The following is a 14,636-nucleotide window of genomic DNA, read 5'->3' on the forward strand; positions in this document are numbered from 1 at the left end:
TTACCGGTGGCGAGCCTGCCACCGGTACTGTTCCTGTTTCCCGCACTAACCAGCCTGAAAGGCCTCCGGCAAACCACTGCGCCTTGTTGTGCGGTTTTTCACTGCCTGTAGCAAAACCGGCATATCGGCAAATACAGAAAGTTGTTTTTTTGCCCGGGTAACCGCGGTATAGACCAGTTCACGTGAAATTACCGGGTTCCAGCCTGGCGGCAAGATAAGTGCGGCATGGTCAAACTCCGACCCTTGTGATTTATGCACCGTCATGGCCCAGGCGGTTTCATGAGGTGGTAAACGCCCGGGTAGTACAGACTTAAGCGAGCCATCAGGCATAGAAAACCATACCCGTAAACCCAGCGGTGTGTTCAGCGTAATACCAATGTCACCATTAAATAGCCCAAGACCACTGTCATTACGATTGATCATAACCGGGCGGCCATGATACCAGCGCAATTCCCGGGCCGGGCGCTGGAGCAGATTTTTGCTAAAAAACGCCTGTTCGATTCGGTTATTCAGGCCCGTAACACCAAACGGCCCTTCCCGTAACGCACACAGAACCTGGCTGGTTGCAAATGCCTGCAAAATACTCTGTGGCTCACTGCCTTGTTTCAGGGATGAAAGAAATGGCTGATGAGCAGTGACAATCTGTTCCAGCATACTGGCGTAATCATCCGTCGTCGCCATCGGGAATAGCCCGATATCATTAAACCGCCCGTCAAATGCAGCCTTTACAGCCGCAACCTGGTTACCATTCACCGCGCGGGCAAGAAAGCCAATACCAGAATCTTTCCCAAAACGGTAGCTTTCCTGCAACAGGCAAATGGCATCACGCAAGGTATCCACCCCGGCGGCCTGCCCTGCCGGAACCGTGCACTGGCACAGGCGGGACAGCTCAGCGGCACGTTGCGGGCTGAAACCCTCACCAACAAAATGGCAAATATCCCCGAGAACGGCACCCGCCTCAACTGAAGCGAGCTGGTCGCGGTCACCCAGAAAAATAACCCGCGCATGTGCCGGTAAAGCTGCCAGTAACCGCGACATCATAGGCAAATCGACCATGGATGCTTCATCAACTACCAGCACATCGAGGTGCAGTGGGTTACCCTGGTGATAACGGACCGCCTGGCTCCCCGGTACGGCCCCCAATAAACGGTGCAATGTACTGGCTTCATCGGGCAATGCCGCCTTCAACGATGCATCCATATTCAACCGCTGTAACGCAGCCCCCAAAGATTCGGTAAGACGCGCCGCCGCTTTACCTGTTGGCGCAGCCAGCCGAATGCGCGGCAGGGATGGCCCGGAAAGTTGCACCAGGGCTGCCAGTAGCTTTGCCACTGTGGTTGTTTTACCCGTTCCAGGCCCACCGGATATCACTGCTATGCGCCGGGTAAGGGCAACTGCCGCCGCCACCTTTTGCCAGTCTGGCCCGTTCTGGCTTCCGGGGAATAAAGTATTCAGCACGCCGGCAAGAAGAGCCTCATCAACGACCAGAGGCTGATTAGTATCACGGAAAAACTGCGCCACACGCTGCTCATTACGCCACAGGCGGTCGAGGTATAAACGCCCTGCAGACAGTTTTATAGGAGTGGCATCGTCTTCATTACTGACTGCATCACTGCGCAACAGTTTTTCCTGCCAGTCTTCAACCTGGCCAACACCGGCAAATAGCGGTTCACCAATTAAACTGACCGCAGGCCCGGAAAAGCTCCGTTCCGGGCTCAGGCGTTCGAGTGGTACGCAAACATGCCCTTCGCCGGTATCACGGCTCAGAATGGCGGCAGCCAGCATAACTGCCGGGTCACCAGCAGCAACCATTTGAGCAAACTGGACATCGAGATAGCGAAAGTGCCCCTCAGCAGCTGCCTGCTCTAATAACGCCAGCAAGGGTGCTGTCATTTCACTGCCTCCATATCCCGCCCGGCAAACAGTGCATCCATTGCGGATACCAGTTGTTCATCTGGCCTGGTGGTAAAAATGCCATTACCTGGCAAACCGGGCTCCACACCACGCAGAAAGAGGTAAATAACCCCACCAAAATGGCGCTGATATTCGTAATCAGGCACCCGATGGCGCAGGTACCGGTGCAGGGCCAGCGTGTACAACTGGTACTGGAGATCATAGCGATGTTCACACATCGCCTGGGCCATGGCATCAGGGGTATATGCCTCGCTGGTACTGCCTAACCAGTTGGATTTGTAATCCAGCAAATAGTAGCGGCCCTGCCAGCGGAATGTCAGGTCAATGAAGCCCTTCAGCATACCGCGCACCTGCTGAAAATCCAGAGCAGGAGAACGTGCCGACAGAGGGTCATGCTGGCGAATCAACGCATCAAGTTCACCTGGAGCCAAAAGCGTATCTACAGGCAAGTAGAACTCCATTTCAACCCGTTTATCTTGCGCAGATAACACATTCAGGCTTAAGCCACCTTCAGCCAGTGGAGCGCAAAGCAAAGCCTCAAGCCAGGGTAATAAAACAGGCAGCCACTCAGCGCCATACCCTGCGGAGAGTAATTGCTGCTCCAGCCATTCGGCATCTACTGGCTGGGTGAAGTCCAGTTGTTCAAACAGGCTGTGAAGAAAAGTACCAGGTACTGCTCCACGCGGGAACGTATGGATGGTAAGTGCTTGCTCACCAGGGGAAGAGACTGCCCCTATGGCGTCAATATCCAGCCGGGGTAGCAAAGCCTGCCCGGCCGATGAACCATGCTGCTGTAGCCCTGAATAGCTGGTGACGCGCCAGAAATCGGTGAATGTTCTTGTTACTTCCCGGGCAGCCAGATTCTCGGTTGGCAATACCAGGGGTGACCACGGGGATTCATCGCTAAGGTCGATATCCTTTAAGGCGATATCGCCCCGACATAGCTGCTCCAGGGACTGCCTGAGCTCCCCGGCGTCACAAGGTTGTGCCTGCTGAATCAGCCTTCCGGGCGCACTCAGGTGGAAATCTGATGCGCCTTTTTTGGCCCGGTTACCACGAAACAGGGGGCCAACCCCCAGGCTGCAGTGCCATATCGCCCGAGTGACAGCAACGTAGAGCAGGCGCAAATCTTCGGCCAGCCGTTCAGCTTCTGCCAGCTCAAGGCTGGTTTTTTCTTTGTGTAAATCCAGTACAGCGTCGAATGTCTGGCGGTCGTGATATAACCCTTCGGCCTGAGCGCGATAATTGGCAATAAATGGCAACCACACCAGCGAGTACTCGAGCCCTTTTGACTTATGAATTGTCACTATCTGAACGAGGTGCCTGTCACTTTCCAGACGAAGTTGCTGGCTGCTTGCGTTGTCATCCGGTTCAGCAATACGTTGTGATAGCCAGCGCACCAGCGCATGCTCGCTGTCGGCCGTAGCCGCCGCTTCCTGCAATAACTCACTGACATGCATAATATCGGTCAGGCGGCGTTCACCATCCAGGCTTGCGAGAATATTTTCCGCCAGGTGCCTGTAAGCCAGCAGAGAGCGCAACATGGGCATCACCCCACGCTTTAACCAGCGTTGGCGGTAACCAACAAACTCATCAACCAGATTGTCCCAGGCCGTTTCATTCTGAGATAACTGCTCAAGGGTTGTTGCATCCAGCCCCAACAGGCTGGTTGCCAGCGCACTGCGCATGGCTGCTTCGTTTTCCGGGTTAAGCACGGCCTGCAGGACACGCAAAATATCCTGCGCCTCCTGGGTACTGAAAACGCTGTCGCGGTTAGAGAGGTAAACCGACTGAATCCCCAATAAACTCAGAGCTTCTCGTATTAATGCTGCTTCCTGACGGCTGCGCACCAGCACCGTTATATCTGCTGCGGTGACCGGGCGCGTTTTGTCCTCACGCTCCAGCACCGCGTTACCGGCCACACCAGCCACAAGCCAGTCACGAATCTGGCAGGCGCACTGGCGTGCCATGGTTTGCTGGTACTCCACCACACCACAACCTTCGCCGGGCATTAACCAAACGGACATCGCAGGCTGAGGCTCCCCATTGAGTACAAAACGCACTCCCTGGTTGCGCGGTGCCGCGTTAACGGGCAGAAAAGGGATCTCCTCAAACATGAACGGATTTTCGAGGTGGCTGAACAGCTGATTCACACTATTAACCATCGCCGGAGATGAGCGCCAGTTAGTCTCAAGCGTATAGTGAGCACTAACTTCCCCGCGAGCTTTCATGTAGGTAAAAATATCCGCGCCACGAAACGCGTAGATGGCCTGTTTCGGGTCGCCAATCAGTAACAGTGCTGTTTCAGCCTGCACCAGCCAGATATGGCGGAAAATACGGTATTGCTGTGGGTCTGTATCCTGAAACTCATCAATCATGGCAACCGGGAAGCGCCCACGGATAGCCGCCGCCAGATTGTCACCTTCCGGCTGTGCCAGGGCCTGGTCAAGGCGGCTTAGCATATCGTCAAACCCCAGTTCACCCCGGTAACGTTTTTCCTGCGTGATGGTGTAACGAATGTCCACCAGTGCCCGGGCAATAACCAAATCGCGAATGGTCAGTGGCTGAGAAAGAAAAACATCAATGGCGGAAAATAGCGCATGCTCAGGCGGATTACCTTCTGCTTTAGTACGCTCATAAAGAAATGACTGGGAGAAGCGAACCAGTGCATCCGGGTAAGTGTAATTTTCTGTTGGGCTTGCCGCCCAGGCCTCAACAGCATCAAACCAGATACCCTGGTTTTTACGGTTATATTTGCGCCTGTCGATGGCGGAATTTTCAATGATATCCGGAAGATCGCCAGAAGAACTTTGCCACTGAGCTTTCAGAGTATCAATGGCATTAATGATCGCATCGTGGCGGGTCTGGAGGGTTTCATCTTCATTTACAGGTTGCTTCAGCACCGGTGCGTCGCCAGACAGGTAACGCCCAATTTCACGCAACAGAGCCTGAGGCCCCGGCCACATCTCACTGACAGCCTGAGCAACTGGCTTATTCAGCGGGTAACAATAGCGCCGCCAAAAGTCAGCACAGGCTCGCTGGCGTAATTCTGTTTCATCTTCAATCAGTTGTTGTTCAAACGGCATACCTGATTCGAATGCATTCAGGCTCAGCATTCGCTGGCAAAAACCATGGATGGTGAAAATGGCGGCTTCATCCATCTGCCGTTCAGCAAGGAGTAATATTCGTGCTGCCTGTTTTGTGTCACTGATTTCAGCGAGCAATTGCTGGTACAACGGGTTGCTGCTGCTTTGCCGGACACAGGCGATACGCAGCTCATGAATGTTGCTGCGTATACGCCCACGTAACTCTTCCGTGGCCGCTTCGGTAAATGTCACCACCAGAATAGATTCCGCCGGTAGTGGCCGCACAAAAGCAGCTTCCCCCCCCAGGCCCAGCAACAGGCGCAAATAGAGGGCAGCGATGGTATAAGTTTTTCCGGTACCGGCTGACGCCTCAATTAAGCGTGCCCCTGCCAGGGGTAAACGCAGTGGGTCAAGGGCAGTTGGCTTATTATGATGCTCCGGCATCACTCAGCCCCCGACTGTGGCAATGTCTTTTGCAATGCTTCAACACTGCCCCACGGTTTCCAGCCCTCAGGTGCGGCAAAATCGGCCTTCCCTTGTTGAGTGCCACTTACCTCGGAAATAACCGCCATACCATCGTGTTCGATAACTGCCTGCCGGAAGAAATCCGCAACTTTGGCCGGTGTTAAACTGCGCACAGCGCGGATAACCGCATCATCACTATCAAACGCCATATTTGCCCGGTCGAAATCCATGCTGACTTTCGCCACTTCGTCGCCAAGAGTCTGAGGTGCCTGCTGTATCTGGCTAATGACCGCCTGCTGCACCTGAGCAAACTCAGGTTCAGGCATTTCACGCAGCCGTTTCTCTGTCCCGGCAAAGAATGCGTTATAGCGTTGCCACAGTTGAGCGGGTTGCCGGGTATTACTTTGCAACAGGAAACCTAACCCCCACTGGCGGCCCACACTCATCGGGAATGCAAACACGGCATAACCCAGTTGCTCCTGGGTGCGAAGCTGGTTGTAGAACCAGGGCTGAATAATCTGGCCCAACACTTCGCTGTATGCCGAACTGGTGTTTTCATCAAACCCGGAAGGTACAAACACGGCCGCCAGAGCTGAATCACTGCCGGATATGGTTTTTTCAAACACAATTCGCCGCGGCTGGTTAACCACCACAGACCGGTTACGGGTCCATTCCGTGCCTTTTGTTCCCAGCGACTGTTGAACCTGCAATGCCAGGTTATGTGCTGCATCAGGGGTGAGGTTGCCTACCACCAAAAACTCAGGGCGGCTGCCAGTTTTCAACTGCTCACGATAATCCAGGATATCCTGCACGGTAATGGAAGGTAAAAGTTCCCGCCGCGCCTGCCGCTCGAAATACGGCACCTGTGACATCATTTGTACTGGCATAATCGCCAGTTCATAGGCTTTGCCTTTCTCCGCCGATGCCAGCATTTGCTTATACCAGGATTTGGCCTGTTCAAGCTGGCCCTGCGTTGGCTGGTAACTGAAATACCCTTTCAACAAATCAAGATAAAGTGGCGCCAGCCGCTGGGTGTACCCATTCGCGCTGACCATCAGCCCGCTATTGGCATTGGTAGAAAAATGGATACCACCTACCGCAGCCTGCTGGCTCAACTGGTCCAGGGCCAGGCCTGCCATATAGTCATTAAGTGCAAACATGACCTGATTTTTTACCGTATCCATGGCATGCGGGTTGCGCAGTACTAATGTCACACTGGCTTTTGGCTCGCTGGCAAAATAGCGGCTGGGTTGATACACCACACGCAACCCGGGGTCATTGACAATCAGCTCAGGTTTGGTCCACTTTTTATCCTGCTTAATCAATGAAAAATCATCAGGAATATAGGGATTGAGCTCCGGTAAAGTGAACGAGAGCGACTGCCCAAACTTATCCCATTCAGAAAATTTTTCCGCACTAATTTTATCGACCTGATACGGTGCCTGTACAAAGTATGCCTGCTTGTTATGAGGTTCATCCGGGCTGACATACCAAATACGGGCATGTTGAGGGGTCATCTCATCCAGGCGGGAAGCGATCGCCTGCGGGTCGTATTGATCTGCAATATTACCGGCATCCAAAACATGGCTGACGGGCACACGAATCATGGTATCGGCTAACCACTGCACATAATCCATATCGCGGGTAATAGAAGGAAAGCGGAAGTCCAAATCAAGGACATGCGCCATTTCGTCGAAATATTGCTTACTGATGCCTTGTGATTTCAGGGTGTTGATATAACGGAAAACAGCAGCCACAACTTCATCGCGGTGAGCAAGGCCTTTATCGGTCAGAGAAACGGAAATGGCGAAAACGCCACTATTACCGGCAACAACCGGATCAGAATCAGCACGGATGCTGTCTGCCAGGCCCTGAGTTTGCAGCCAGTCAGACAACGTGTTTTTACTGCGGCTGCTAATCAGGTAGCCAATAAGCTCATCCGTTTTACTGCGAAATTTATCGCTATTATTGGCAATGCGGAATTCCACCCGCACCACTTTGCGTGGTAACGCCGGCACATAGTGAATAACTATGCCGGTCTGTGCATCCGTGACAACAGGTTCAGTTACCTCTGGGCGCTGAATATGCCTGTCGGGAACTCGCCCGTAGGTTTGCACTGCCAGTTCAGCTAAGTCTGCCAGCGGTTTGTTACTGTAAATAACCGCTTTCATGATATTTGCTGAGTAGTACTCATCGTGAAAATGGTGCAGTGCATCCAGCAATTTACTGCCGGGTTTATCACGCAGTGTTTCCAGGTTCCCACCAGAAAAACGTGCCGCAGGGTGTGCCGGATTAATGGTTTCAGCACTGACCTGCGCCATGCGCATGCCATCACGCTCCCGGGCAAGGGTCAGTTCAGCATTAACTGCATTGCGCTCACGTTCTGCATATTCCGGTGCCAATAACGGCTGGGCGATGGCATCTGCCAGGCGGTCAACCGCTCCAGCCAGCGCATCATTTTCCACTTCCAGGTAGAACGCTGTGCGGTAAGGGGCGGTGCTGGCATTATGGCTGCCACCATGCAGTTTGAGGTATTCGGCAAGGCAATCCGGCTGCGGATATTTTTTGGACCCCATCAGGGTCATGTGTTCAAGGTAGTGAGCCAACCCCAGGTGGTTATCCGGGTCCTGCAAAGAGCCCACCGGAACAACAAGTGCAGACAGCGATTTAACTGCCTGTGGGTCGGAGACTAATAGTACCGTCATGTGGTTATCAAGCTGTATTGCCTGATACAGACGGGGGTCGCTCGCACTTTTATGGATAGTCTGCTGGATGGGTTGCCAGCCGGTACCGGCCTGGCTTAAAGGGGCCCAAAAGAGCACAACGTAAACAAACAGCGCATAAAACCAGGTACTGCTCTTAGGCATTCACAAACCTCACCTTTAACAACTTTGCTATTCATCATCTGGTACTGTTCAGTGCCGATGCCCGCCTCCACCTTTTGAGGTGCTGCAGACTGTTCTTTTATCTCATTTCGACTGGTTGTACCTGAACAGGGGTAACAAAAAACGCTCTGCTTCACGCAGTATTGCCTGGTAATACTCTGGTTCAAGGGTACGCCACAAGCGTTGTAACCACATATCAGCCCCTTCACCAGCCACCATTTGGTTCCCTTCCCATACCTGGGTCAGCTTACGTCGGGCATTTTTTTGCGTATCTTCATCCCATAAAATGGCACTATTTTCGGCATCGTAACAGGCTTTTATCCATGCACCACCACTGTGCGGCAGTAAAACCAGTGGCTGAGACAACCCTTCCTGATACCCTTCAATAAGTTGAGCAAGGTACTTTTCAGCAAGATCCTTTTCCAATGGAGGGAACAGCCAACCAGAGTCATTACGCCCATATAAACGGCTGGCTCCCGTTCCACCGCCAACACAATAGACAAGGTGTTCAATCCAAAGTTGCATACCATGTGCAACACTGAGTACCGATGGCCGCCAGCGTAACAGCCCATCAGGCTGGACATGCTGTAACCACCCGGTCAACTTAACACCCGCTAAAGAGATATTCACTTCCTGCGCTGTATCAGATGTGCGCTGTGACAACACCTGGCTGGCAATTTCCTGCATTTCGTCTTGTTGCTGTGCCCAAAAAATCTCACCAAAAGGCCCGTAAGGCAAAGCCCCGGCGGCCCGGAACCGGCGATATAACCGGGTGGGATCCTCTCCGTTTACCAGTGTATTGAGCAATTGCTGATTGACCTGGAAACGATCAAGGCTATCGAGTTCAAAGGGCTCAGTATCAGGAATTTCTGTTTCATCCAAATGACTACTAATCCTCAACCGCATCTGGAAAAACGCCCTCACCGGATGGCGCCAGAAGCGTTGTAACGCCTCAAGCGCCAACTCATCAGTAGGCAACTCTGGTAACGGCTGGCGAATAAAATGCGGCTGGGGTTGCCCTACGCCAGAGGCCGCAGGCAGCCATTCGTGAGCAAAACTCTGTTGTGTGGCACCAGGGATAAAATTGCCGGCATCGAAAGGTGTTCGTGGGTAAACCTGCAATAAATGCTCGCGTACATGACGTGCGCTGGTGTCAATATCCTGTTGTTCATCGCCAGGCAAATAGTGGCTTTGGGCGACATAGTCAATCAGTTCCTCTACCAGAACTGATGGGTAACGTGGGGTGTTGTCCTGCACCGAGCGGCCTACATAACTGATATAGAGCTTTTCCCTGGCAGAAATAAGTGCTTCCAGGAACAAATACCGGTCGTCATCACGCCGGCTGCGATCCCCCCTGCGTGGTTTCTCGCTCATGAGATCGAACCCCAGAGGTGAGAGTGTTCTGGGGTAAACACCGTCATTCATGCCAAGCAGGCACACAACTTTAAAAGGAATAGAACGCATAGGCATCAGCGTGCAAAAATTAACTGGCCCGGCAAGAAAACGTTGGCTGATACGCTCCTGGTCCAAACGGCCAGTCAGTTCATCACATAATAAACTGAGTGGCACAGGCTGCTGATACTGGGCCTCCAGCGCCTGGTCTATGATGGACTGCCACTGCTTTTCAACCAATGCCAGCGCGGCCTCTGCATCCGGGTCTGGTGCAAAAAAATCCGCCAGTAGTTCATGGCAAACAGGTGACCACGCCAGTGGAGTACGGGAGGTATTGAGCGTGTCACGCCAGGTTTTCAGGCGCGACAACAATGTTGCCAGTTGGCCGGCAAGTTCCGCAACCAGGCCACTGGATTCATCATACGGCAGGATATCCCGCCACTCACCTTCAGCACTGTCCATCGCATAGCCCAGTAACATACGCGTCAGGCCGAATTGCCAGGTATGTTGCCCGGTTACTGGCAGTCCAAGGTCATGGACATTATCGTCGTCCAGCCCCCAACGAATACCCGATTCATTCACCCACTGGCGTAAATACCCTAACCCGTCTTCATCAATACCAAACCTGGCCGCCACTGCCGGCACTTCAAGTAATGCCAGTACATCTTCAGAAGTAAAACGGCTGACTGGCAGTGCCAGTAGTGCGAGGAAAGCCTGCATTGCGGGGTGAGCCTGGCTGGCCCGGCGGTCGGAAATAGCGAACGGAACATAACGTTCCCCCTGCGCACTGCCAAATACTGCCTGAATATAGGGGCTGTAACTGTCTATATCCGCAACCATCACGATGATGTCGCGTGCTGAGAGTTCAGGCTGGTTCGCCAGCAATGCCAGCAAATAGTCGTGCAACACTTCAACTTCCCGCTGTGGGCTGTGGCACAGATGGAAAGTCAGACTGGTGTCACCCGGTGCCAGGCTTTGTTTGCAGGTGCTGTGCTCAAAGCGTTCAAGGCTCAACCCTTCTTCCGTGGTATTGCTGAGGGTTAACACGTCATCCTGCAGACGATGCAACAGTGTGTCGCGCTCGCCATCAACGAACACATCCAGGTCATTAATATGTTCAAGGTCTGCCAACAACCAAGTGTAATCGCGGCCCAGTTTGCCCCATGAAGCCAGTAAAGCGTTAGGAAGTTCCTGTTCGCCGTTATCATCAAACAGTGAACCCAGCGCGGTTTCATCTCTGAACAAGGGGCGTGATTCATCTGACTGGTGCCGTTTGCGTGGGCGGGTAACTAAACGGGCAAGCCAGGCCTGGTCTTTAATATCTCCCCAGTAATAACGGCACGGGTTAGTAAACAATAAGTGGACGTCAATATGCCGCCCCAATGCTTCCAGCGCCTGCAGATAAACGGGGGGCAGAGCGGAAATCCCACAAATAAAGACACGCGAAGGCAAGCCTGCCGGGGGCCGGTCACTGGTTTCAAGGGTACGGATAAACCGGGTGTATAACCCGGCGCGGTGCCAGCCAGGCTGGCCCAGTTCAGCAGTATGTGCAACCAGCGCCCGCCATAACGGTGCCTGCCACACCTGGGCATCGCCTAATTCACCGAGTAACTGCCCGGCCTCCCAGGCCGTCAGCCATTCAGGCCGATACACCAGGTACTGGTCGTAAAGGTCTGCTACCCGAGAAGCAAGTTGGAAACACTTACGCTGGTCGATATCATCGTCAAGGTAATGGCGCAGGGCCTCAAATTCAGGCTCAGTTATCATGGCTGGTAACAGTGACATGAGTTTCCAGGTCATTCCCGGTTTGCTGAAGGCACTCTCCTGCGGAATGCCCGGCAGAACCGTAACAAACATTTCCCAGATAAAACGTGCCGGTAATGGGAATGACATGTTAGCGGCAATACCGAATTTCTGCGCCAGAGTCATTTGCAACCATTGCGCCATCCCGGTGCTTTGCACCAATACCACTTCTTCAGCAAAGGGATCGGGTAATGGTTGTTGCTCAATAATAAACGCCATGATCTCTTCCAGAACATCCAGGCGATTTGAGTGATAGACCCTTAACATAAAAACTCCTGACTACCGTGCCAATGGACAATGTAAACGAGATAGCTCGCCCTGTCTGCCTCCCGGGCTTACCAACTGAACCTGAAGGGTAAAACATGCTCCCTCTTCCCGCCGTGAACGACTTAAAAGCCAGCCTTCAGGTAAGTCAGGGGCAACTACATTAACTTGCTGGCAGGCAAAACGCCCGACCATTAAGAATTCGCGCTGCGCCTGTATACCCTGCGACAATGCATGCTGCAATGCCACCAGTGCCGCCAACATCAATGCGGACATAACTACGGCAGCCAGGGTTTCGACCAGGCTGAAGCCTTGCTGGTTACACACTACGGCAATGCGCATGCTTTACTCTCAGATAATGGACAAAAATCGATCCACCCCCGTGGCAGCCAGGTAATACCGGTGTCTGTTAGTGTTCCCCAGCGCCATAAGACCAGATGCGGCTTTGCATTATGTTCCTCTGCGGGCGTTTCCGGACTTGCCGCCAGTAATACACGGTTTTGAGAAATCTGGCGCATACAGGCACGCCCTGAACTATTTGCCGGTGCCTGGCAAAGCCAGTCAGTTGCCGGAGACCATTGTTGCTGAGTTCCCCATGCCAGCAACGTAAACGCCATATTCCATTGTGCCAGGGCCGTTCGCTCCTGGTGGATACGGCGAAAACGCATTTCATACTGCTGTGCCTGCCCGGCCAGGACTAACAGCCCTAATAAAAACAGCATGAGGACAACCACCAGCGATGATGCGCCACCTTGCTTTTTCATGGCAGATTATACCCCACCACACTGTGCAGCACAGACAGGCTAACCTGAGGGTAACGGCGTAAGTACCCTGCCAGCGAGACTTCAAAAACTGCCGGGTCCTGTGTTGATGATGCGACAGTAAAATGAGTCACGGCCACCCATTCCGGGTCAGTAATACGCTCCCAGGTACCTTGCTGGCAATCCAGGGAACCCCGGCTGGTTTGCAGGCTTTCGCCCTGAATGCGAAACCCAAATTGAGCGGGTTGCGCGGCAGGTAAAACAGGCCATTTACCCGAGCTGTCGCTGTCCCACTGTACAACCAGACACCCCGGTTGCAGGTATACGGGCGAACCTGCACATTCACCATTACAGTAACCAGCCCGTTGAATATGCTTACCCACCGTAAATGCCAGTTGCCAGAGCTCATCATCCAGTTGCATACGCTGTGTTTCCCGGCTTACCTGAAGAGTGAGAAAGGGCAGGATCTTCAGCACAGAAGGCAATAAAACTGCGCTAATGGCGAGGGCAATCATCAGTTCCATAAGAGTGAAACCACGCTGCCTGGCTATTCGCATGATGTGTCTCCAGGCAAACATACGCGAATTCTCCCCCACGCGGAGACAATAAGCTGCCCTTCACCTGCCGGGCTGCGCACAGTTATACGGCCAGTGCGGGCAGTGTTACGGGCACCGTAAAACCCCAGCCCGTCAGTCATGCTCACCAACTGAATTTCAGGTGTTACCGGGGTATAAACCTGACGGGGTGATGAGGCACACCCGCCATGAATATGTTCAGTTGTACTGATACACCACAAGCTATTTTCATGATGGATATACAAACGCACGTCCTGATTGTTCCAGTTGGCATCATCGCGCCATGCCATTAAAAATGCGCGTAACAGATTGATGCTTTGCACCAAACGCTGTTGCTGTTGCCAGCGCATCCACTGGGTATGCCCACCGGCAGACAACCCCGCGACAATCACCATAACAACCAACATTTCCAAAAGTGTAAAACCCGCACTGTTTCGTTTTTTCATGGCGGCAATGTGCCAGAGCGCTGCAGAAGAAGTGAAGACAGATATAACGGTTCAGGAAGGCCGGCCGACAAAAACTTAACAAGGAATGTAAACGTTACACGGCATTGCGAGCGGTACCGAAAAAGTATGCCGTTCATACCGTTAACGTAACAGATGACAGGCACAAAAAAGCCCGCATCGCAGGATGCAGGCCTGGGTTACTGGCAAACAAGAGCTCTTGTTTGCTGTGAGCTGTTAGACGAGCCGCACTTAGATAGCCACTGGTGCTTTAATTGCCGGGTGCGGGTCGTAGCCTTCGATTTCGAAGTCATCAAACTGGTAGTCAAATACCGACGCAGGTTTACGCTTGATAACCAGCTTAGGTAGCGGACGAGGTTCACGGGTCAGTTGCAGATTTGCCTGTTCAAGATGATTCATATACAGGTGAGTATCGCCGCCAGTCCAGACAAAGTCACCGGGGATCAAATCACACTGTTGCGCCACCATATGCACCAGCAGAGCATAGCTGGCAATATTGAACGGCAGGCCAAGGAACACATCGCAAGAGCGCTGGTACAACTGGCAGGACAGCTTGCCATCAGCAACATAGAACTGGAAGAACGCATGGCAAGGTGCCAGTGCCATTTTGTCCAGTTCAGACACATTCCATGCGGAAACGATAATCCGGCGTGAATCAGGGTCGCTTTTTAGCTGTTCAATAACCCGGGTAATCTGGTCAATGTGCTCACCGTCCGGTGTGGGCCACGCGCGCCATTGTTTGCCATATACAGGCCCCAGGTCACCGTTTTCATCAGCCCATTCATCCCAAATTGAGACATTGTTTTCACGCAGATAAGCGATGTTGGTATCCCCTTTCAGGAACCACAACAGTTCATGGATGATTGAGCGCAAATGGCAGCGTTTTGTCGTCACCAGCGGGAAACCTTCCTGCAGATTAAAACGCATTTGGTGACCAAAGATTGAACGCGTACCGGTACCAGTACGGTCATTCTTAAACGTGCCTTCATCCAGCACTTTTTTCATCAAATCAAGATACTGTTTCATG

General features: G+C 52.9%; 9 protein-coding genes. All 9 read right to left on the reverse strand.

Going from position 1 to position 14,636, the window contains the following annotated elements; genetic code table 11:
• Positions 1–45 precede the first annotated feature (45 nt).
• The 9 genes from recD to thyA all read right to left on the reverse strand — a co-directional run bounded on the left by recD (position 46) and on the right by thyA (position 14,635).
• On the reverse strand, positions 46–1,893 hold the full coding sequence (recD, locus tag DES37_RS01435) for an exodeoxyribonuclease V subunit alpha (RefSeq protein WP_110024586.1): 1,848 nt from the start codon (positions 1,891–1,893) through the stop codon (positions 46–48).
• Entirely contained in the window at positions 1,890–5,444 is a 3,555-nt protein-coding gene (recB, locus tag DES37_RS01440; RefSeq protein ID WP_110024587.1) for an exodeoxyribonuclease V subunit beta, read from the reverse strand. The genes recD and recB overlap by 4 nt, the downstream gene beginning before the upstream one ends.
• Positions 5,444–8,332, reverse strand: a complete 2,889-nt coding sequence (gene ptrA, locus DES37_RS01445) for a pitrilysin (RefSeq protein ID WP_110024588.1) — start codon at positions 8,330–8,332, stop codon at positions 5,444–5,446. Before ptrA ends, recB begins: the two co-directional genes overlap by 1 nt.
• A gap of 102 nt (positions 8,333–8,434) precedes the next feature.
• Positions 8,435–11,812 carry an exodeoxyribonuclease V subunit gamma gene (gene recC, locus DES37_RS01450; protein WP_110024589.1) on the reverse strand — a complete coding sequence of 1,126 codons (3,378 nt, stop codon included), beginning with the start codon at positions 11,810–11,812 and terminating at the stop codon, positions 8,435–8,437.
• A 12-nt stretch (positions 11,813–11,824) separates the two neighbouring features.
• Positions 11,825–12,151 carry a prepilin-type N-terminal cleavage/methylation domain-containing protein gene (locus DES37_RS01455; RefSeq protein ID WP_110024590.1) on the reverse strand — a complete coding sequence of 109 codons (327 nt, stop codon included), beginning with the start codon at positions 12,149–12,151 and terminating at the stop codon, positions 11,825–11,827.
• A complete protein-coding gene (locus tag DES37_RS01460; protein ID WP_110024591.1) occupies positions 12,136–12,573 on the reverse strand; it encodes a DUF2509 family protein in 438 nt (145 codons plus the stop codon). Before DES37_RS01460 ends, DES37_RS01455 begins: the two co-directional genes overlap by 16 nt.
• A complete protein-coding gene (locus DES37_RS01465) occupies positions 12,570–13,127 on the reverse strand; it encodes a prepilin peptidase-dependent protein (RefSeq protein ID WP_170123710.1) in 558 nt (185 codons plus the stop codon). Before DES37_RS01465 ends, DES37_RS01460 begins: the two co-directional genes overlap by 4 nt.
• The gene (locus DES37_RS01470; RefSeq protein WP_036102653.1) at positions 13,118–13,591 is read right to left on the reverse strand and encodes a prepilin peptidase-dependent protein; all 474 of its coding nucleotides are present in this window, start codon (positions 13,589–13,591) and stop codon (positions 13,118–13,120) included. Before DES37_RS01470 ends, DES37_RS01465 begins: the two co-directional genes overlap by 10 nt.
• A gap of 249 nt (positions 13,592–13,840) precedes the next feature.
• On the reverse strand, positions 13,841–14,635 hold the full coding sequence (thyA, locus tag DES37_RS01475; protein WP_110024593.1) for a thymidylate synthase: 795 nt from the start codon (positions 14,633–14,635) through the stop codon (positions 13,841–13,843).
• Between the last annotated feature and the right edge of the window lies 1 nt (position 14,636).

Origin of the sequence: Mangrovibacter plantisponsor (genome assembly GCF_003182475.1) — a bacterium.
Taxonomy (GTDB): domain Bacteria; phylum Pseudomonadota; class Gammaproteobacteria; order Enterobacterales; family Enterobacteriaceae; genus Mangrovibacter; species Mangrovibacter plantisponsor.